Origin of the sequence: Shigella sonnei (genome assembly GCF_002950395.1) — a bacterium.
GTDB lineage: Bacteria > Pseudomonadota > Gammaproteobacteria > Enterobacterales > Enterobacteriaceae > ECMA0423.
The window spans coordinates 578,813-597,751 of the sequence record NZ_CP026802.1 but is presented as its reverse complement, the minus strand read 5'-3'; the positions used below and the strand labels follow the sequence as shown (position 1 = coordinate 597,751).

Below are 18,939 nucleotides of genomic sequence, written 5' to 3'. Positions count from 1 at the left end.
GAGTACGGGCGACGGCTTTCTGCCCGCCAGAAATTAACCCACGAGACGCTGATATTCTTTGGCAATTTCGCTCGCCAGAATGGCGTTATTAAAGACCAGTTGAATATTGGATTTCAGGCTATCACCGCCGGTTAGCTCCGCAACACGCGCCAGCAGGAACGGTGTACTCTCTTTCCCAATAACACCCTGTTCTTCGGCTTCAGCAACGGCTTGATCAATTGCTGCATTGATGGTTTCTTCTGGCATCGCAAACTGTTCCGGGATCGGGTTCGCTACCACCAGGCCGCCGTTCAAACCGGTTTGCCACTTCACTGCCATCGCGCGAGCAATTTCGCGGGCACTGTCAAGACGAATGCTGACTTCAAATGGGCTGGTTCGGCAGAAAAACGCAGGCAGCGCTTTTGTCTGATAACCAATTAACGGTACACCGAAGGTTTCTAAATATTCTGTTGTTAATCCTAAATCGAGAATAGATTTTGCCCCCGCACAAACAACAGTGACATTGGTATTTGCCAGTTCCTGTAAATCGGCAGAAATATCGAAGGTATGTTCCGCTCCGCGATGCACACCACCAATACCTCCGGTTGCAAAAACTTTAATCCCAGCCAGTGCTGCAATAATCATGGTTGATGCAACGGTAGTCGCGCCATTTTTCCCTGCAGCAACGACAAAAGGTAAATCACGACGACTAACTTTCGTCACGTTATGTCCTTCACGGCCCAGCAATTCGATTTCTTCTTTACTTAAGCCCACTTTCATCACACCGCCAATAATGGCGATAGTGGCTGGTACTGCGCCCTGTTTACGAATTGTTTCTTCTACTTCAATTGCGGTTTGGGCATTTTGTGGGAATGGCATTCCGTGAGAAATTATGGTCGATTCCAGCGCAACAACCGGTTTTTTATTTTTTAAAGCATCCTGTACTTCAGCGGATATTTGTAATAATTCAGGGGACAGAGTTAATTCAGACATTCTGTGTTCTCCACTAACGATCTAACATTGGCAATTGATAATTCAGGGTTGTTGGTATATTCACAGGCAAGTGCCATTGACGAACATCCCTGCGCAAATCGAACAGAATCGATAAACGGCATACCGTCTACCCAACAGGAGGCCAGCCCCGCCATCATGGCGTCGCCTGCCCCAGTAACATTGATGACATTCGTTTTAATAGGGGCCGACCACCCACTTTCACCGTTGATATCACTGTAGTAAACGCCATCCCCTCCCATGCTCAGCACCAAGCGGTTCAGGCCGTGTTGATGAAACCAGGCGGCGACCTTTGCGACATCTTCACGTCCGGAAAGTGCAATTCCGCTCAACGTTTCGGCTTCAAGACGGTTAGGTTTTAACGTATGGATTTTGCTCAGATGATCGCGGATTTTGACGCATTTCCATGCCGATACCGGATCAATAAATACAGGCGTTTCCCCGCTATTTTCCAGAACCCAGACCAGCGCCTCTTCACTAAGGTTGCAATCCGCGACAATAACCTTTGCACCGCGAATAAACTCCTGATGCTGGGCAAGAAATTCTGCAGAAATACAGTCACTAATACTCATATCATTTATCGCGACAAGCATTTCTCCTGTATTATCGAGCAGTGATAAATAGCTGGATGTATTCTCACCCGGAACAATTAAGCATTTATCGACATAAACACCGGATTGATTAGTTTGCGCCAGTAATGATTGCCCATAAAAATCACCACCTACTGCACTTAAAAGCCAGGCATTTTTCCCCAGTAACGCCAGATTATGAGCGATATTCCTTCCCACGCCACCTGGGGTAAATTTAATTTTTCCGGGATTCGAATCCGCATAATTCAATGGATGATGTGAATACCCAGCCACATCAATATTCGCCGAACCAATAATTACTATGTAGTCCTTTTCGCGCATAGCACGCCCCCTGGCAATAAATTGCCAACGAAGAAATTGGGTAAAATAGCCATTACAGTCAATAAGACTATTAGAGCACGTGTTCAGATTTAAACACATGTTCATAATAAGCATATTTAACGTAATGTAAATCGATCAGAAAAAACGAAATCGGCCAGATATGAAGGCGGTCACAAAGTTTGTCTATTTATGCAGCAACAAAAGAGAAAGTTGTGATGTGTAACACACAATATGGCAGGCAAGAAAAAGGGCAGAGATGTTTCTGCCCTCCAGATTGTTGACAACGCGCGCTTTGTTCATCCTGGATGTGGCGTAAACGCCTTATCCGACCTACAAAAGCGCAAAAAATTCAATATATTGCAGGGTTCATGTAGGTCTGATAAGCATAGCGCATCAGGCAATTTTGCGTTTGTCATCATCGGGGCAGAGATGTCTCATCCCCGATAATGAAGATAAATTATGCGTTTTTTTCTACTATTTGTGTTTCCGGGCGTTTCAGGAAGGCATAGGCCAAACCCGCCACCAGCGTACCGGCAATAATTGCTACCAGGTAACCCAATACCGGCGTAATAGCGCCAGGGATCAGCAGAACAAACAGACCACCGTGTGGTGCCATCAGTTTCGCACCAATCGCCATTGAGATTGCGCCAGTCAGCGCCCCACCAACGATACAGCACGGTAGCACACGCATCGGATCACGAGCAGCAAACGGAATTGCACCTTCCGAAATAAAGCACAGACCAAGTACCAGAGCGGCTTTGCCACCTTCCTGCTGCGCTTTGTCGAATTTGCGACGCGCCACCATTGTTGCCAGACCCATTGCCAGCGGTGGCACCATACCTGCCGCCATAATCGCCGCCATCGGGCCATAGGTTTGAGTACTCAGCAGACCCACACCGAATGCGTACGCTGCTTTGTTTACCGGACCGCCCATGTCAGTACACATCATGCCACCGAGGATCGCCCCCAGCAGAACCGCATTCGCAGTCCCCATGGTCTGCAGCCAGTGAGTCAACCCATCGAGAATGCCAGCAACCGGTTTACCGATTAGGTAGATCATCGCCAGACCGACCACCAGACTGGAAATTAGCGGAATGATCAGGATCGGTTTCAGCGCCTCCATACTCTGTGGCAGTTTCAATTGCGTACTGATTAACTTCGCAATGTAACCAGCCAGGAAGCCAGCAATTATACCGCCAATAAAGCCAGAACCGGTGCTGACCGCCAGCATACCGCCAATCAGACCCGGTGTGAGGCCCGGACGATCGGCAATGGAGAAGGCAATATAACCTGCCAGTACCGGCACCATCAGCGCAAAGGCTGAACCACCACCAATCTGCATCAGCGCCGCTGCCAACGTACCCGGCTCTTTAAACGCTTCGATACCAAAAGCAAAAGAAAGCGCGATACACAGACCACCTGCAACAACCATCGGCAGCATGTAAGAGACGCCCGTCAGCAAGTGACGGTAAGCGCCTGCACTCTCTTTCTTACCTTCAGTGGTCGCTGTTTGAGCTTTGCCCGCTGGTTCATACGGCGTTGCTTCAGCAACCGCTTTATCCAGTTCCTGCGCAGTTTTCTTCAGCGCCAGACCGGTAGAGGTGCGATACATCGGTTTACCAGCAAATTTCGCCAGATCCACTTCGATATCTGCCGCCACAATCACCAGATCCGCTGCTGCGACTTCTTCAGGGGTGATTGCATTGCCCGCGCCAACAGAACCACGGGTTTCAACTTTCACCCACCAGCCACGTTTTTTCGCTTCGGTTTCAATGGCTTCAGCCGCCATAAAGGTGTGTGCTACGCCAGTCGGGCAAGCAGTCACCGCAACTACGCGTTTCGGACCGCTGGCAGCAACCGGTGCTGTCGCAGCGACCGGCGCAGTGTAAGGTTTCGCATGGCCTTTGGCTTCACTCAGGAACAGCTCAGGGTGCGCAACTGCCCGGGAAATATCACCCAGCCAGACATTTTTACCGTTCAGCGCGCTGTCATTCGGGATGGAATCACCGAGAACAATCGCCATTTCTGCGTCGTTCGGATTGTCGATGATTTCCAGTTTTGCTTTTCGCGCCGCCGCGCCCAGCAGGGTCTTCGCCATATAGGCGCGTGCCTGACCGAGATTAGCGTCAATAATCAGCAGCGTTTTCATTATGCCTCTCCTGCTGTCAGTTAAAAGGTTGTAAGTCGACGCGCGCCATCATTGCGGCCAACTGCGGACGATCGGTAATACCCACATTGCTTTGACTTACCGCCAGGGCTGCAACAGCTGTCGCCAGACGCAGTGTGTGTTCACTGGATTCACGCATCAGCAAGCCATAAATCAGGCCACCAACCATAGAATCCCCTGCGCCAACGGTGCTTACGACATCGACTGACGGTGGTTTGGCGATCCATTCGCCGGAGGCATTAACCCAAAGCGCGCCTTCGGCACCCAGTGAAATAACAACATGCGCAATACCTTGTTCACGTAGCGCATGTGCAGCTTCAATCACATCTTTCATTTCAGGCAGTTTACGGCCTGCCCAGATTTCCAACTCGCGGCGGTTAGGTTTCACCAGCCACGGTGCCGCTTTCAAACCTGCTACTAACGCTTCACGGCTACTATCAAAGATAATGCAAGGACACTGACTACGCAGGCGAGTCATCCAGTCGGTGAACGCTTCCGGGCTGACGCCTGACGGTAAGCTTCCGCTGACACAGACCATATCGAACTGACCGAGCCAGCTCAGAGAATCAGTCACAAAGCGTTCCCAGTCGGCGAGGGTGACTTCAAAACCCGAGAAGTTGAAGTCGGTCACTTCGCCGTCTTTTTCCGTCAGCTTAACGTTAATTCGGGTGCGCCCCTGTACAACCTGGAAACGGTTGGCAATGCCCAGCTCGCTGAACAGTTGCTGAAAACCATCCTGATTGTCTTTACCCAGGAAGCCGCCAACGGTGACATCAATTCCCAGGTCTTTTAATACTTTGGCCACGTTGATGCCTTTACCCGCCGCATGCAGACCGGTGGTTTTCACCAGGTTCACTTCGCCGCGTTCAATTTCCGGGCAGAAACCAACAAGGTCATAAGCCGGATTAAGGGTGATCGTAGCAACACGTCTGCTCATTATGCGCCCTCCCCAAGACCAGCAGCGATAGCGTCGCCAATGGCTTTCAGCGCCTGTTCAGCATCTGCACCCTGGGCGGTAAAGCGTAGGCGATGACCTTTCTTAACGCCAAGTGCCACAACTTTCATCAGACTACGTCCGTTTGCCGGTTTGCCGGTGCCATCAAGGTTTGTCACGGTAATATCACTGTTAAATTGTTTAATGGTATTGACCAGCATGGTACCTGGACGAGCATGCAGGCCGTGTTCATTGCGCACCACAAACTCCGCGCTTAACACGTCGTCGGTCGGCGCATCATCGCTGGTCAGCAGCGCCAGCAACGTTGCCGCATCCGCTTTCAGCAAGCGGTCAGCTTTATTGTCGAGCAATAAATCAGCGAGACGCTTAAGAACCGCGATGGGCTGATCGTCATTCATCGCCACACTCACCAGCATGGCTGCCGTTTCGCCGTCCACATCAAAAGCATTTGCCGCACGGCTTACCGCAATCGCGCTACGCAGATTGCCTTCGGCGCTATCGCTCAGCCAGATACCCTGTCCGAGATTCAGCGGTTGTTCATTGATGGCTTTGGTGACGAAAGTGGCGTCAACTGCCCCCACCTCTTTCAGACGCGCAGCGTTCAGCGCCTGAAGAGTCAGCAGATCGCTGGCGACGATATCCAGCGTCAGCATTTCGTTGTCGAGCTTCAGCTGCTCACTCTGCTTTTCGCCCATCAGTAATGCGCGAAGTTCTTCTGCTGTTGTTGCTGACTTCAGTTGTTCAGCAACGGAATCATCGCTCAGTACGTGGGTCAGCTGGCGTAGCAGGCCCAGATGTTCATCCGAGCTGGCAGCAATACCGATTGCCACGTACGCTACCTGACCGTCACCCCAGGTGACGCCTTCCGGGAACTGAAATACCTGAACGCCGGTTTTCAGCACCTGATCGCGGGTGTCGGTAGTGCCGTGTGGAATAGCAATACCATTGCCGAGGAACGTTGAGGTTTGCTGTTCGCGCGCCAGCATGCCATTGACGTAGCCTTCTGCTACATTACCGGCCTGCACCAGCGCCGCAGCGACCTGGCGAATCGCCTCTTCTTTGTCTCCGGCCTTTTCGCCCGGATGGATGTCCTGTACGGATAACTGGAACATAGTTCTCCTCTCTTGCTGAATTGAAACGATTCAGCCTCTATGAGAAAAAAAGCGCCAACCTGGCTTAGGGTTAAAGACAAGATCGCGCTGAAACGTTTCAAGAAAGCATAATACTTCTGTTTCAGCACGCAAGGAAAGCCGTAAAGTTATGAGCAAAAGTTTGATGTGCTGCACAATTTTTTGTCATTTTTCCTAATTGCTGATGGGAAAATCCGTTATCAGCAATTTCATTTCAGCAGCGTCAGCAGCCAATCAGCAACAGTGAAATGGCATTTTGATTATTCGTGGCGCTTTTGATTTCGCTGTCTGTTTATTTTCTGACAAGCAGCGTAAACTCCGCGTCTTCCTCTTCCAGTGATCGACCTGCATGCATAACTCCCCCGCAGTCTCCAGCGCGAAATCGTTTGACCTGACCTCGACGGCGTTTTTAATCGTTGCCTTTCTCACCGGTATTGCGGGTGCTCTGCAAACCCCGACACTCAGTATTTTCCTTACCGATGAAGTACATGCCCGTCCGGCGATGGTGGGATTCTTCTTTACCGGCAGCGCTGTCATTGGGATTCTGGTAAGTCAGTTTCTCGCTGGGCGCTCTGATAAGCGCGGCGATCGCAAATCGCTGATTGTCTTTTGCTGCCTGTTAGGCGTGCTGGCCTGCACCCTTTTTGCCTGGAATCGCAACTACTTTGTTTTGCTATTCGTTGGCGTCTTTCTTAGCAGCTTTGGCTCGACCGCTAACCCGCAAATGTTTGCCCTTGCCCGTGAACATGCCGACAAAACCGGACGTGAGGCGGTGATGTTCAGCTCTTTTTTACGCGCTCAGGTTTCACTGGCATGGGTCATTGGCCCACCGCTGGCTTATGCGTTAGCGATGGGTTTCAGCTTTACGGTAATGTATCTGAGCGCAGCGGTAGCGTTTATTGTTTGCGGCGTGATGGTGTGGCTGTTTTTACCGTCGATGCAAAAAGAGCTTCCGCTGGCGACCGGCACGGTTGAAGCGCCGCGCCGTAACCGTCGCGATACGCTACTGCTGTTTGTCATTTGTACATTGATGTGGGGCTCGAACAGCCTGTACATCATCAACATGCCGCTATTTATTATCAACGAACTGCATCTTCCCGAGAAACTGGCCGATGTGATGATGGGGACCGCCGCCGGGCTGGAAATCCCGACGATGTTGATTGCCGGATATTTCGCCAAACGTCTGGGTAAGCGTTTCTTAATGCGCGTTGCTGCCGTGGGTGGCGTCTGTTTTTACGCAGGAATGCTGATGGCGCATTCACCTGTCATTCTGTTGGGCTTGCAGCTGCTAAATGCTATTTTTATTGGCATTCTGGGCGGCATCGGGATGCTCTATTTTCAGGATCTGATGCCCGGTCAGGCGGGTTCAGCCACCACGCTCTATACCAACACTTCGCGCGTGGGCTGGATCATCGCAGGATCAGTGGCGGGCATCGTCGCCGAAATCTGGAATTATCACGCTGTGTTCTGGTTTGCGATGGTGATGATTATCGCCACTCTGTTTTGCTTACTGCGGATTAAAGATGTTTAAGGCGCGGTCAGCATTTCCAGATCGATAAGCCAGGTCATGGCCTGCTGACGCGAGTTACCGCACATTTCAGCGCTGGCTTGTAAGCCTGCACAGACTTTCGGTCGCAGTGGCGAGGTGAAAATTTTACAGCGTTGCTGTTCATCAAGCTGAATGCAGGGCGTATTGGCGGGCTTGCCATCTGGCATACCGGGAATAGGGCTGGAAATTGAAGGGGCAGTGCAACACGCCCCGCAACCCGGACGGCATTCCATACGTTGTTCTCTTAAGGTTAACCACCGGATTGATGAGCGCGCACAGTACCACCTTTTTTGCACCAGCAAAAGTGCGAATACCACTTGCCCGAAAGGCCCGTCGCGAGTACTTTGTCGCGATATTTTTGACATTTTCGACTACAGGAATTTTTCGATGCCAAGAGCGAACGAAATTAAAAAAGGTATGGTACTGAATTACAACGGCAAACTGCTGCTGGTTAAGGATATTGATATTCAGTCGCCCACTGCCCGCGGTGCCGCTACGCTGTACAAAATGCGTTTTTCTGATGTCCGTACCGGGCTGAAAGTAGAAGAGCGTTTCAAAGGTGATGATATCGTTGACACCGTGACGCTGACCCGCCGTTACGTTGACTTCTCCTATGTCGATGGCAACGAATATGTCTTTATGGATAAAGAAGACTATACCCCGTATACCTTCACCAAAGATCAGATTGAAGAAGAGTTGCTGTTTATGCCAGAGGGCGGCATGCCGGACATGCAGGTGCTGACCTGGGACGGTCAACTGCTGGCGCTTGAGCTGCCGCAGACCGTTGATCTGGAAATCGTTGAAACCGCACCAGGCATCAAAGGGGCATCTGCCAGCGCCCGTAACAAACCGGCGACATTGAGCACTGGTCTGGTGATTCAGGTACCAGAATACTTAAGCCCGGGCGAAAAAATTCGTATCCATATCGAAGAACGCCGTTATATGGGGCGTGCTGACTAACTTCAGCCGCATGCAGAAAAGGGATAGCTCAGGCTGTCCCTTTTTTAATTTATTATACCAATCTTCTATTTTGCGCTTCCTGAACACCTTACGCCCTCAATTTTCACTCGTTGATTGATCGCCCTCACACTTCATCGCATTAACAATCCAGACCAATTTCAATTGCTGTCATATAACTTTACACTGTCATTGTTAATTTATCGTTACTAAGACGTGACTCCTATGAAGACAATTGCCTCCGTTACGCTCCCGCATCATGTACACGCTCCACGCTACGATCGCCAGCAGTTGCAATCACGTATCGTTCATTTTGGCTTTGGCGCCTTTCACCGCGCTCATCAGGCGTTACTGACCGATCGTGTGCTGAATGCCCAGGGCGGCGACTGGGGGATCTGTGAAATCAGCTTGTTCAGCGGTGATCAACTGATGAGCCAGCTCCGCGCACAGAACCATTTATATACCGTGCTGGAGAAAGGTGCGGACGGCAATCAGGTGATAATTGTCGGTGCCGTTCACGAATGCCTTAATGCAAAACTGGATTCCTTAGCGGCAATTATTGAGAAATTTTGCGAGCCACAGGTGGCAATTGTTTCCCTGACGATTACCGAAAAAGGCTATTGTATTGACCCGGCCACCGGTGCACTCGACACCAGTAATCCGCGGATTATTCACGATCTACAAACCCCTGAAGAACCTCACTCCGCACCGGGTATTCTCGTCGAAGCACTGAAACGCCGCCGTGAGCGCGGCCTTACACCGTTTACCGTGCTCTCCTGCGACAATATTCCCGACAATGGCCATGTGGTGAAAAACGCGGTGCTGGGAATGGCAGAAAAATGTTCGCCAGAACTCGCCGGGTGGATAAAAGAACACGTCAGTTTTCCGGGAACCATGGTCGACCGCATTGTTCCGGCTGCAACCGACGAATCACTGGCAGAAATCAGCCAGCATCTGGGGGTAAATGATCCCTGCGCGATTAGCTGCGAACCGTTTATCCAGTGGGTGGTTGAAGATAACTTCATCGCTGGGCGTCCTGCCTGGGAAGTCGCAGGTGTACAAATGGTGAATGATGTCCTGCCATGGGAAGAGATGAAACTGCGTATGCTTAATGGCAGCCACTCTTTTCTCGCTTATCTGGGTTACCTCTCAGGATTCGTCCATATCAGTGATTGCATGCAGGATCGCGTATTTCGCCATGCTGCCAGAACATTAATGCTGGATGAGCAAGCGCCGACACTGCAAATTAAAGATGTCGATTTAACACAATATGCGGATAAGTTAATTGCACGTTTTGCTAATCCGTCGCTGAAACATAAGACCTGGCAAATCGCGATGGATGGCAGCCAGAAATTACCGCAACGTATGCTGGCAGGTATTCGCATACATCTGGGGCGTGAAACGGACTGGTCGTTGCTGGCATTAGGCGTTGCTGGCTGGATGCGTTACGTCAGCGGCGTTGATGATGCCGGAAATGCCATTGATGTTCGCGATCCGCTTAGCGATAAAATTCGCGAACTTGTTGCGGGCAGCAGCAGTGAACAACGCGTAACCGCCCTGCTTTCCCTGCGTGAAGTTTTCGGTGATGATCTGCCAGATAACCCGCATTTTGTGCAGGCCATCGAACAAGCCTGGCAACAAATCGTACAATTCGGCGCACATCAGGCGCTATTAAACACCCTCAAAATTTAACGATTTCTGCGGTTAAAGCGGATGAAGCTCACCTTCGTCCGCTCTCCCCTTCTCTTTTCTGCCTTTTTTAGCCAGGATTAACGCTCAGTTAACTTACCAGAGTATTGCGGAGCCGTTGTGACCAGGACCAACCTCATCACCGGTTTTCTCGGCAGCGGGAAAACCACGTCGATTCTTCATCTGTTAGCCCATAAAGATCCCAACGAAAAATGGGCGGTACTGGTTAATGAATTTGGGGAAGTCGGAATTGATGGTGCTTTGCTCGCCGATAGCGGCGCATTGCTGAAAGAGATCCCCGGCGGCTGCATGTGCTGCGTTAATGGTTTACCCATGCAGGTAGGGTTGAATACCTTACTGCGTCAGGGAAAACCAGACCGCTTGTTGATAGAGCCGACCGGGCTGGGCCATCCGAAACAGATCCTCGATCTGTTAACCGCACCAGTCTATGAACTGTGGATAGATCTGCGCGCCACCTTGTGCATTCTCGATCCACGCCTGCTGCTGGACGAAAAAAGCGCCAGCAATGAAAACTTCCGTGACCAGCTGGCTGCCGCAGACATCATTGTCGCCAATAAATCCGACCGTGCGACGCCCGAAAGTGAGCAAGCGCTACAGCGTTGGTGGCAGCAAAATGGTGGCGATCGACAATTAATTCACAGTGAGCATGGGAAAGTTGACGGTCATCTTCTGGATTTGCCGCGTCGCAATTTAGCCGAGTTGCCCGCCAGCGCCGCGCATTCTCATCAGCATGTCGTGAAAAAAGGGTTAGCAGCGTTAAGCCTGCCAGAGCATCAACGCTGGCGTCGCAGTCTGAACAGCGGGCAAGGATATCAGGCCTGCGGCTGGATATTCGACGCTGATACGGTATTCGACACCATTGGCATTCTGGAATGGGCGCGACTTGCACCGGTGGAACGCGTCAAAGGCGTGCTGCGTATTCCCGAAGGGCTGGTACGAATCAACCGTCAGGGCGATGACCTGCACATTGAAACGCAAAACGTTGCGCCACCGGACAGCCGTATTGAGCTGATTTCCAGCAGCGAAGCTGACTGGAATGCTTTGCAGAGCGCGCTGTTGAAGCTTCGTTTAGCGACTACCGCGTAAGGTTGCCTGCGTTTTTCAGTAAGATAATTAGAGAAAATATGATTAAAAATTTGCCGCAAATAGTGTTGTTGAATATTGTCGGCCTCGCGCTGTTTCTTTCCTGGTATATTCCCGTTAATCATGGATTCTGGTTGCCGATTGATGCGGATATTTTTTATTTCTTTAATCAGAAACTGGTCGAAAGTAAGGCCTTTTTGTGGCTGGTTGCATTGACCAACAATCGCGCTTTCGACGGTTGTTCTCTGCTGGCGATGGGAATGTTGATGCTGAGTTTCTGGCTGAAAGAAAACGCCCCTGGCAGACGACGTATCGTGATTATGGGTCTGGTCATGCTATTAACTGCAGTGGTATTAAACCAGCTGGGTCAGGCATTAATTCCTGTAAAACGGGCCAGCCCAACATTGACTTTTACCGATATTAACCGCGTCAGCGAACTGCTCTCTGTTCCCACGAAAGATGCCTCACGAGATAGCTTTCCCGGCGATCACGGCATGATGCTGCTTATTTTTTCGGCATTCATGTGGCGTTATTTCGGCAAAGTTGCAGGCCTTATCGCCCTTATTATTTTTGTGGTTTTTGCATTTCCCAGAGTAATGATTGGCGCACACTGGTTTACTGACATCATTGTCGGTTCGATGACCGTGATATTGATCGGTTTGCCCTGGGTGTTGCTGACGCCATTAAGTGATCGATTAATCACCTTTTTTGACAAATCACTACCGGGAAAAAACAAACATTTCCAAAACAAATAACTCACAGTAATTAACATCATCAGGCTTATTTTTATAGTGAGGATAATCCTGATGATGCGCACCGTGCTTTCATCCATCGCGCGCAAAAATCATTCTCTAAGTAAATGAATGGATTGCATGCGTTTCACTCAATCGTACTTTAATTGACCAATCCCGCTTATTAACTTTCTGTATCACTTTTTCTTATAAAAAATCATGTAAAACCGCTCGCCAAGACCGCACCAATCGGGTAATCTCGAACTCGTTTTGCCTCGGCGGTAGATTATCCTCACAGCATATAATTTTGTGCGTTAGTCCACAGATTTGGCCTTAAGGAATTGTTTCAACATGCCCAGGTAATTAGTCTCGTGCCGCTTGGCATTTTTTTATAACGATATTTGTCGTTAAGGACTTCAAGGGAAAACAAACAACATGGTCAAATCTCAACCGATTTTGAGATATATCTTGCGCGGGATCCCCGCGATTGCAGTAGCGGTTCTGCTTTCTGCATGTAGTGCAAATAACACCGCAAAGAATATGCATCCTGAGACACGTGCAGTGGGTAGTGAAACATCATCACTGCAAGCTTCTCAGGATGAATTTGAAAACCTGGTTCGTAATGTCGACGTAAAATCGCGAATTATGGATCAGTATGCTGACTGGAAAGGCGTACGTTATCGTCTGGGCGGCAGCACTAAAAAAGGTATCGATTGTTCTGGTTTTGTACAACGTACATTCCGTGAGCAATTTGGCTTAGAACTTCCGCGTTCGACTTACGAACAGCAGGAAATGGGTAAATCTGTTTCCCGCAGTAATTTGCGTACGGGTGATTTAGTTCTGTTCCGTGCCGGTTCAACGGGACGCCATGTCGGTATTTATATCGGCAACAATCAGTTTGTCCATGCTTCCACCAGCAGTGGTGTTATTATTTCCAGCATGAATGAACCGTACTGGAAGAAGCGTTACAACGAAGCACGCCGGGTTCTCAGCCGCAGCTAATAAACCGTTTGGATGCAATCCCTTGGCTATCCTGACGAGTTAACTGAAAGCACTGCTTAGGCAGTGCTTTTTTGTTTTCATTCATCAGAGAAAATGATGTTTCCGCGTCTTGATCCAGGCTATAGTCCGGTCATTGTTATCTTTTAAATGTTGTCGTAATTTCAGGAAATTAACGGAATCATGTTCATACGCGCTCCCAATTCTGGACGTAAGCTCCTGCTTACCTGCATTGTAGCAGGCGTGATGATTGCGATACTGGTTAGCTGCCTTCAGTTTTTAGTGGCCTGGCATAAGCACGAAGTCAAATACGACACACTGATTATCGACGTACAAAAGTATCTCGATACCTATTTTGCCGACCTGAAATCCACTACTGACCGGCTTCAGCCGCTGACCTTAGATACCTGCCAGCAGGCTAACCCCGAACTGACCGCTCGCGCGGCGTTTAGCATGAATGTCCGTACGTTTGTGCTGGTGAAAGATAAAAAAACATTCTGTTCATCTGCGACTGGTGAGATGGACATTCCACTCAATGAATTGATTCCGGCGCTCGACATTAATAAAAACGTCGATATGGCGATCTTACCCGGCACGCCGATGGTGCCGAACAAACCCGCAATCGTCATCTGGTATCGCAACCCTTTGCTGAAAAATAGCGGTGTGTTTGCCGCTCTGAATCTCAACCTGACGCCTTCTCTCTTTTATAGTTCACGGCAGGAAGATTACGATGGCGTCGCCCTCATTATTGGCAATACTGCGCTATCTACCTTTTCTTCACGTTTGATGAACGTTAATGAATTAACCGACATGCCGGTCCGTGAAACTAAAATTGCGGGCATTCCTCTGACCGTTCGGCTTTATGCGGATGACTGGACATGGAACGATGTGTGGTACGCATTTTTACTGGGCGGCATGAGTGGAACTGTCGTTGGCCTGCTCTGCTATTACCTGATGAGCGTACGTATGCGCCCCGGCAGAGAAATCATGACCGCCATCAAGCGCGAACAATTTTACGTGGCGTATCAACCGGTGGTGGATACACAAGCTTTGCGAGTAACGGGCCTGGAAGTACTGCTACGCTGGCGGCATCCTGTCGCGGGAGAAATTCCCCCGGATGCCTTCATTAACTTTGCCGAATCGCAAAAGATGATTGTGCCGCTGACTCAGCACCTGTTTGAGTTAATTGCCCGCGATGCCGCAGAATTAGAAAAAGTGCTGCCAGTAGGCGTCAAATTTGGTATTAACATTGCGCCGGACCATCTGCACAGCGAAAGCTTTAAAGCAGATATCCAGAAACTGCTCACTTCCCTGCCCGCACACCATTTCCAGATTGTGCTGGAAATTACCGAGCGCGATATGCTGAAAGAGCAAGAAGCCACACAACTCTTCGCCTGGCTGCACTCGGTCGGCGTAGAAATTGCTATTGATGACTTCGGCACCGGGCACAGCGCGCTTATCTATCTTGAGCGTTTTACGCTCGATTATCTGAAAATTGACCGTGGATTTATCAACGCCATCGGTACGGAAACGATCACTTCACCCGTACTTGACGCGGTGCTGACGCTGGCGAAACGCCTCAATATGCTGACGGTTGCTGAAGGGGTCGAAACGCCGGAACAGGCGCGATGGCTAAGCGAACGCGGCGTTAATTTCATGCAAGGCTACTGGATTAGTCGCCCTTTACCGCTGGACGATTTTGTCCGCTGGCTGAAGAAACCGTATACGCCGCAGTGGTAAGGTGTGCTTACGTCCCTTATTATTCATAGTGAAAGCATGCCGGATTGCGGCTAATGATGAGTAAAAGGAAATCCATTGCAGATGATTGTGCGCATACTGCTGCTGTTTATCGCTCTGTTCACCTTTGGTGTGCAGGCGCAGGCTATCAAGGAAAGCTATGCCTTTGCCGTGCTGGGCGAACCCCGGTACGCGTTTAATTTCAACCATTTTGATTATGTGAACCCCGCCGCGCCAAAAGGTGGGCAGATAACGTTGTCAGCCCTCGGCACCTTCGATAATTTCAACCGCTATGCACTGCGCGGCAACCCGGGCGCACGCACCGAGCAGCTGTACGACACGCTATTTACGACTTCCGATGACGAACCAGGCAGTTATTACCCGCTGATTGCTGAAAGCGCACGCTATGCTGACGATTATTCCTGGGTGGAGGTCGCTATTAATCCGCGCGCCCGTTTTCATGATGGTTCGCCCATTACTGCCCGCGATGTAGAGTTTACTTTTCAAAAATTTATGACCGAAGGCGTGCCGCAATTTCGTCTGGTCTACAAAGGCACCACCGTCAAAGCCATTGCACCGTTAACCGTGCGCATTGAGTTAGCTAAACCCAGCAAAGAAGATATGCTGAGTCTGTTTTCGCTGCCGATATTTCCAGAAAAGTACTGGAAGGATCACAAACTTAGCGACCCGCTCGCCACGCCTCCGCTTGCCAGTGGTCCGTACCGCGTTACGTCCTGGAAAATGGGGCAAAATATTGTCTATTCCCGCGTGAAAGATTACTGGGCAGCAAACTTACCGGTAAACCGTGGACGCTGGAATTTCGACACCATTCGCTACGATTATTACCTCGATGATAATGTCGCCTTTGAAGCGTTTAAAGCAGGTGCCTTTGATTTGCGTATGGAAAACGACGCTAAAAACTGGGCCACGCGTTATACCGGTAAAAATTTCGATAAAAAATACATCATCAAAGATGAGCAAAAGAACGAATCAGCCCAGGATACGCGCTGGCTGGCGTTTAATATCCAACGTCCGGTATTCAGCGATCGCCGGGTCCGGGAAGCAATCACTCTCGCCTTTGACTTTGAATGGATGAACAAGGCGTTGTTTTACAACGCCTGGAGTCGCACGAACAGTTATTTTCAGAATACCGAATACGCGGCCAGAAATTACCCCGACGCCGCGGAGCTGGTGCTTCTGGCACCAATGAAAAAAGATCTACCGCCAGAAGTCTTCACACAAATCTACCAGCCGCCGGTATCTAAAGGCGATGGCTACGATCGTGACAACCTGTTAAAAGCCGACAAACTTCTCAACGAAACGGGCTGGGTGCTGAAGGGTCAGCAACGCGTTAATGCCACAACGGGTCAGCCGCTCAGCTTTGAATTATTGCTTCCCGCAAGCAGCAATAGTCAGTGGGTATTGCCGTTCCAGCACAGCCTGCAACGGCTGGGTATCAATATGGACATTCGCAAGGTGGATAACTCGCAAATCACTAACCGCATGCGCAGTCGCGACTATGACATGATGCCGCGCCTATGGCGGGCGATGCCGTGGCCCAGTTCCGATTTACAGATTTCCTGGTCATCGGAATATATCAATTCCACTTATAATGCCCCCGGCGTGCAAAGCCCGGTTATCGACTCGCTGATCAACCAAATTATTGCCGCGCAGGGAAATAAAGAAAAATTACTGCCGTTGGGGCGAGCACTGGATCGCGTATTAACGTGGAATTATTACATGCTGCCAATGTGGTACATGGCGGAAGACCGTCTCGCCTGGTGGGATAAATTCTCCCAACCCGCTGTACGCCCTGTTTACAGCCTGGGTATCGATACCTGGTGGTATGACGTTAATAAAGCGGCCAAACTGCCGTCAGCCAGACAACAGGGAGAGTAGATGGGCGCTTACCTGATTCGCCGTCTGTTGCTGGTGATCCCAACGTTATGGGCTATTATCACTATCAACTTTTTCATCGTGCAAATTGCGCCTGGCGGTCCGGTCGATCAGGCCATCGCCGCCATTGAGTTTGGTAATGCCGGAGTATTACCCGGCGCAGGCGGTGAAGGTGTTCGTGCCAGCCATGCGCAAACGGGTGTCGGCAATATCAGCGACAGTAATTACCGTGGCGGACGCGGATTAGACCCAGAAGTGATCGCTGAGATCACTCATCGCTACGGTTTCGATAAGCCGATCCACGAACGTTACTTCAAAATGCTCTGGGACTACATCCGCTTTGATTTTGGTGATAGCCTGTTTCGCAGCGCCTCGGTGCTGACGCTGATTAAAGACAGTCTGCCGGTTTCCATCACCCTCGGATTGTGGAGCACGCTGATTATCTATCTGGTGTCGATTCCGTTAGGCATTCGCAAAGCTGTTTATAATGGGAGTCGCTTTGACGTCTGGAGTAGCGCATTTATCATCATCGGCTACGCCATTCCGGCCTTTTTGTTTGCCATCCTGCTGATTGTCTTCTTCGCGGGCGGCAGCTATTTCGACCTGTTCCCTCTACGCGGCCTGGTTTCCGCTAACTTTGATTCGCTGCCGTGGTATCAGAAAATCACCGATTATCTGTGGCATATCACGCTACCGGTGCTGGCGACAGTGATTGGTGGCTTTGCGGCGCTGACCATGCTGACCAAAAACTCATTCCTTGATGAAGTGCGCAAGCAATACGTGGTGACCGCGCGTGCGAAAGGGGTAAGTGAGAAAAACATTCTCTGGAAACATGTGTTCCGCAACGCCATGCTGCTGGTGATTGCCGGTTTTCCGGCGACGTTTATCAGCATGTTTTTTACCGGCTCGCTGCTGATTGAGGTGATGTTTTCACTCAATGGTCTTGGCTTACTGGGCTACGAAGCGACCGTCTCGCGCGATTATCCTGTAATGTTTGGTACCTTGTATATTTTCACCCTGATTGGCCTGCTGCTGAATATTGTCAGTGATATCAGCTATACGCTGGTTGATCCGCGTATAGATTTTGAGGGACGTTAATGTCGCGACTCAGCCCCGTCAATCAGGCCCGTTGGGCGCGTTTTCGTCATAACCGTCGCGGCTACTGGTCGTTATGGATTTTCCTCGTTTTGTTTGGTTTGAGTTTGTGTTCTGAACTTATCGCTAACGATAAACCGTTGCTGGTGCGTTATGACGGCAGTTGGTATTTCCCGTTGTTGAAAAACTACAGCGAAAGCGATTTTGGCGGCCCGCTGGCAAGTCAGGCTGATTATCAGGACCCGTGGCTGAAACAACGGCTGGAAAATAACGGCTGGGTACTGTGGGCACCGATTCGCTTTGGTGCTACCAGTATCAACTTTGCTACCGATAAGCCCTTCCCTTCTCCACCCTCCCGGCAAAACTGGCTGGGAACGGATGCCAACGGCGGCGATGTGCTGGCACGCATTCTCTATGGCACGCGGATCTCGGTTCTGTTTGGCCTGATGCTGACTCTCTGTTCCAGCGTGATGGGCGTGCTGGCGGGGGCGCTACAAGGCTATTACGGCGGTAAAGTCGATCTCTGGGGACAACGCTTTATTGAAGTATGGTCGGGGATGCCGACGCTGTTTTTGATTATTTTACTTTCCAGCGTCGTACAGCCTAACTTCTGGTGGCTGCTGGCAATTACTGTCTTGTTTGGCTGGATGAGTCTGGTCGGCGTGGTGCGGGCGGAGTTTTTACGTACTCGTAATTTCGACTACATTCGTGCGGCACAGGCGCTTGGCGTCAGCGATCGCAGTATCATCCTGCGTCATATGTTGCCTAATGCCATGGTCGCGACCCTCACCTTTTTACCGTTTATTTTATGTAGTTCGATAACCACCCTGACCTCGCTCGATTTCCTCGGCTTCGGTCTACCGCTCGGTTCACCGTCACTCGGTGAACTGCTGTTACAAGGGAAAAATAACCTTCAGGCCCCGTGGCTTGGGATCACCGCCTTCTTGTCGGTGGCGATATTATTGTCTTTGCTGATCTTTATTGGTGAAGCCGTCCGCGACGCATTTGATCCTAATAAGGCGGTGTAGC

16 protein-coding genes are annotated in these 18,939 nt (G+C 50.3%); 10 read left to right on the top strand and 6 right to left on the bottom strand.

What is annotated here, in order from left to right; translation table 11 throughout:
* Window positions 1–33 precede the first annotated feature (33 nt).
* The 5 genes from psuG to fruB form a co-directional block, all read right to left on the bottom strand.
* Entirely contained in the window at window positions 34–972 is a 939-nt protein-coding gene (psuG, locus tag C1P89_RS03115; RefSeq protein ID WP_001293148.1) for a pseudouridine-5'-phosphate glycosidase, read from the bottom strand.
* Window positions 960–1,901, bottom strand: a complete 942-nt coding sequence (locus C1P89_RS03110) for a pseudouridine kinase (protein WP_001368055.1) — start codon at window positions 1,899–1,901, stop codon at window positions 960–962. Before C1P89_RS03110 ends, psuG begins: the two co-directional genes overlap by 13 nt.
* 457 nt (window positions 1,902–2,358) lie before the next feature.
* Entirely contained in the window at window positions 2,359–4,050 is a 1,692-nt protein-coding gene (gene fruA, locus C1P89_RS03105) for a PTS fructose transporter subunit IIBC (protein WP_000854444.1), read from the bottom strand.
* A gap of 16 nt (window positions 4,051–4,066) precedes the next feature.
* Window positions 4,067–5,005 carry a 1-phosphofructokinase gene (fruK, locus tag C1P89_RS03100; RefSeq protein WP_000091255.1) on the bottom strand — a complete coding sequence of 313 codons (939 nt, stop codon included), beginning with the start codon at window positions 5,003–5,005 and terminating at the stop codon, window positions 4,067–4,069.
* Window positions 5,005–6,135, bottom strand: a complete 1,131-nt coding sequence (gene fruB / locus C1P89_RS03095) for a fused PTS fructose transporter subunit IIA/HPr protein (protein ID WP_000487258.1) — start codon at window positions 6,133–6,135, stop codon at window positions 5,005–5,007. The genes fruK and fruB overlap by 1 nt, the downstream gene beginning before the upstream one ends.
* Window positions 6,136–6,502: 367 nt before the next feature.
* Here fruB and setB point away from each other — a divergent pair, with 367 nt between their 5' ends.
* Complete coding sequence (gene setB / locus C1P89_RS03090; RefSeq protein ID WP_000551972.1) at window positions 6,503–7,684, top strand: sugar efflux transporter SetB; 1,182 nt, start codon at window positions 6,503–6,505, stop codon at window positions 7,682–7,684.
* Here setB and C1P89_RS03085 read toward each other — a convergent pair.
* Window positions 7,681–7,935, bottom strand: a complete 255-nt coding sequence (locus C1P89_RS03085; protein ID WP_000389030.1) for a YkgJ family cysteine cluster protein — start codon at window positions 7,933–7,935, stop codon at window positions 7,681–7,683. The genes setB and C1P89_RS03085 overlap by 4 nt on opposite strands.
* Before the next feature lie 154 nt (window positions 7,936–8,089).
* Between C1P89_RS03085 and yeiP the strand changes: the two genes are divergently transcribed.
* The 9 genes from yeiP to C1P89_RS03040 all read left to right on the top strand — a co-directional run bounded on the left by yeiP (window position 8,090) and on the right by C1P89_RS03040 (window position 18,938).
* Complete coding sequence (yeiP, locus tag C1P89_RS03080) at window positions 8,090–8,662, top strand: elongation factor P-like protein YeiP (RefSeq protein WP_001136827.1); 573 nt, start codon at window positions 8,090–8,092, stop codon at window positions 8,660–8,662.
* A gap of 222 nt (window positions 8,663–8,884) precedes the next feature.
* Window positions 8,885–10,351 carry a mannitol dehydrogenase family protein gene (locus C1P89_RS03075; RefSeq protein ID WP_000848206.1) on the top strand — a complete coding sequence of 489 codons (1,467 nt, stop codon included), beginning with the start codon at window positions 8,885–8,887 and terminating at the stop codon, window positions 10,349–10,351.
* A 117-nt stretch (window positions 10,352–10,468) separates the two neighbouring features.
* Window positions 10,469–11,455 carry a zinc-binding GTPase YeiR gene (yeiR, locus tag C1P89_RS03070; protein ID WP_000198791.1) on the top strand — a complete coding sequence of 329 codons (987 nt, stop codon included), beginning with the start codon at window positions 10,469–10,471 and terminating at the stop codon, window positions 11,453–11,455.
* A 38-nt stretch (window positions 11,456–11,493) separates the two neighbouring features.
* On the top strand, window positions 11,494–12,207 hold the full coding sequence (gene lpxT / locus C1P89_RS03065; protein WP_001296828.1) for a Kdo(2)-lipid A phosphotransferase: 714 nt from the start codon (window positions 11,494–11,496) through the stop codon (window positions 12,205–12,207).
* Window positions 12,208–12,618: 411 nt separating this feature from the next.
* Window positions 12,619–13,185: a bifunctional murein DD-endopeptidase/murein LD-carboxypeptidase gene (gene mepS, locus C1P89_RS03060; protein WP_000241011.1), complete on the top strand. Its 567-nt coding sequence runs from the start codon at window positions 12,619–12,621 to the stop codon at window positions 13,183–13,185.
* A 180-nt stretch (window positions 13,186–13,365) separates the two neighbouring features.
* A complete protein-coding gene (locus C1P89_RS03055; RefSeq protein WP_000470573.1) occupies window positions 13,366–14,922 on the top strand; it encodes a cyclic di-GMP phosphodiesterase in 1,557 nt (518 codons plus the stop codon).
* 81 nt (window positions 14,923–15,003) lie between these two features.
* Window positions 15,004–16,818, top strand: coding sequence for an extracellular solute-binding protein (locus C1P89_RS03050; protein ID WP_005142955.1), 1,815 nt, complete (start codon window positions 15,004–15,006; stop codon window positions 16,816–16,818).
* Complete coding sequence (locus C1P89_RS03045; RefSeq protein WP_000501604.1) at window positions 16,819–17,913, top strand: microcin C ABC transporter permease YejB; 1,095 nt, start codon at window positions 16,819–16,821, stop codon at window positions 17,911–17,913.
* The gene (locus C1P89_RS03040; RefSeq protein ID WP_000088916.1) at window positions 17,913–18,938 is read left to right on the top strand and encodes an ABC transporter permease; all 1,026 of its coding nucleotides are present in this window, start codon (window positions 17,913–17,915) and stop codon (window positions 18,936–18,938) included. The genes C1P89_RS03045 and C1P89_RS03040 overlap by 1 nt, the downstream gene beginning before the upstream one ends.
* Window position 18,939 lies beyond the last annotated feature (1 nt).

What these genes read in the sequence shown, in the direction of transcription:
- setB (WP_000551972.1), top strand. Translation starts at nt 6,503, where the DNA reads ATGCATAACTCCCCCGCAGTCTCCAGCGCGAAATCGTTTGACCTGACC.
- C1P89_RS03045 (WP_000501604.1), top strand. Translation starts at nt 16,819, where the DNA reads ATGGGCGCTTACCTGATTCGCCGTCTGTTGCTGGTGATCCCAACGTTA.
- C1P89_RS03085 (WP_000389030.1), bottom strand. Translation starts at nt 7,935, where the DNA reads ATGGAATGCCGTCCGGGTTGCGGGGCGTGTTGCACTGCCCCTTCAATT.
- C1P89_RS03075 (WP_000848206.1), top strand. Translation starts at nt 8,885, where the DNA reads ATGAAGACAATTGCCTCCGTTACGCTCCCGCATCATGTACACGCTCCA.
- fruA (WP_000854444.1), bottom strand. Translation starts at nt 4,050, where the DNA reads ATGAAAACGCTGCTGATTATTGACGCTAATCTCGGTCAGGCACGCGCC.
- C1P89_RS03055 (WP_000470573.1), top strand. Translation starts at nt 13,366, where the DNA reads ATGTTCATACGCGCTCCCAATTCTGGACGTAAGCTCCTGCTTACCTGC.
- C1P89_RS03110 (WP_001368055.1), bottom strand. Translation starts at nt 1,901, where the DNA reads ATGCGCGAAAAGGACTACATAGTAATTATTGGTTCGGCGAATATTGAT.
- yeiP (WP_001136827.1), top strand. Translation starts at nt 8,090, where the DNA reads ATGCCAAGAGCGAACGAAATTAAAAAAGGTATGGTACTGAATTACAAC.
- C1P89_RS03050 (WP_005142955.1), top strand. Translation starts at nt 15,004, where the DNA reads ATGATTGTGCGCATACTGCTGCTGTTTATCGCTCTGTTCACCTTTGGT.
- psuG (WP_001293148.1), bottom strand. Translation starts at nt 972, where the DNA reads ATGTCTGAATTAACTCTGTCCCCTGAATTATTACAAATATCCGCTGAA.
- fruK (WP_000091255.1), bottom strand. Translation starts at nt 5,005, where the DNA reads ATGAGCAGACGTGTTGCTACGATCACCCTTAATCCGGCTTATGACCTT.
- mepS (WP_000241011.1), top strand. Translation starts at nt 12,619, where the DNA reads ATGGTCAAATCTCAACCGATTTTGAGATATATCTTGCGCGGGATCCCC.
- lpxT (WP_001296828.1), top strand. Translation starts at nt 11,494, where the DNA reads ATGATTAAAAATTTGCCGCAAATAGTGTTGTTGAATATTGTCGGCCTC.
- fruB (WP_000487258.1), bottom strand. Translation starts at nt 6,135, where the DNA reads ATGTTCCAGTTATCCGTACAGGACATCCATCCGGGCGAAAAGGCCGGA.
- C1P89_RS03040 (WP_000088916.1), top strand. Translation starts at nt 17,913, where the DNA reads ATGTCGCGACTCAGCCCCGTCAATCAGGCCCGTTGGGCGCGTTTTCGT.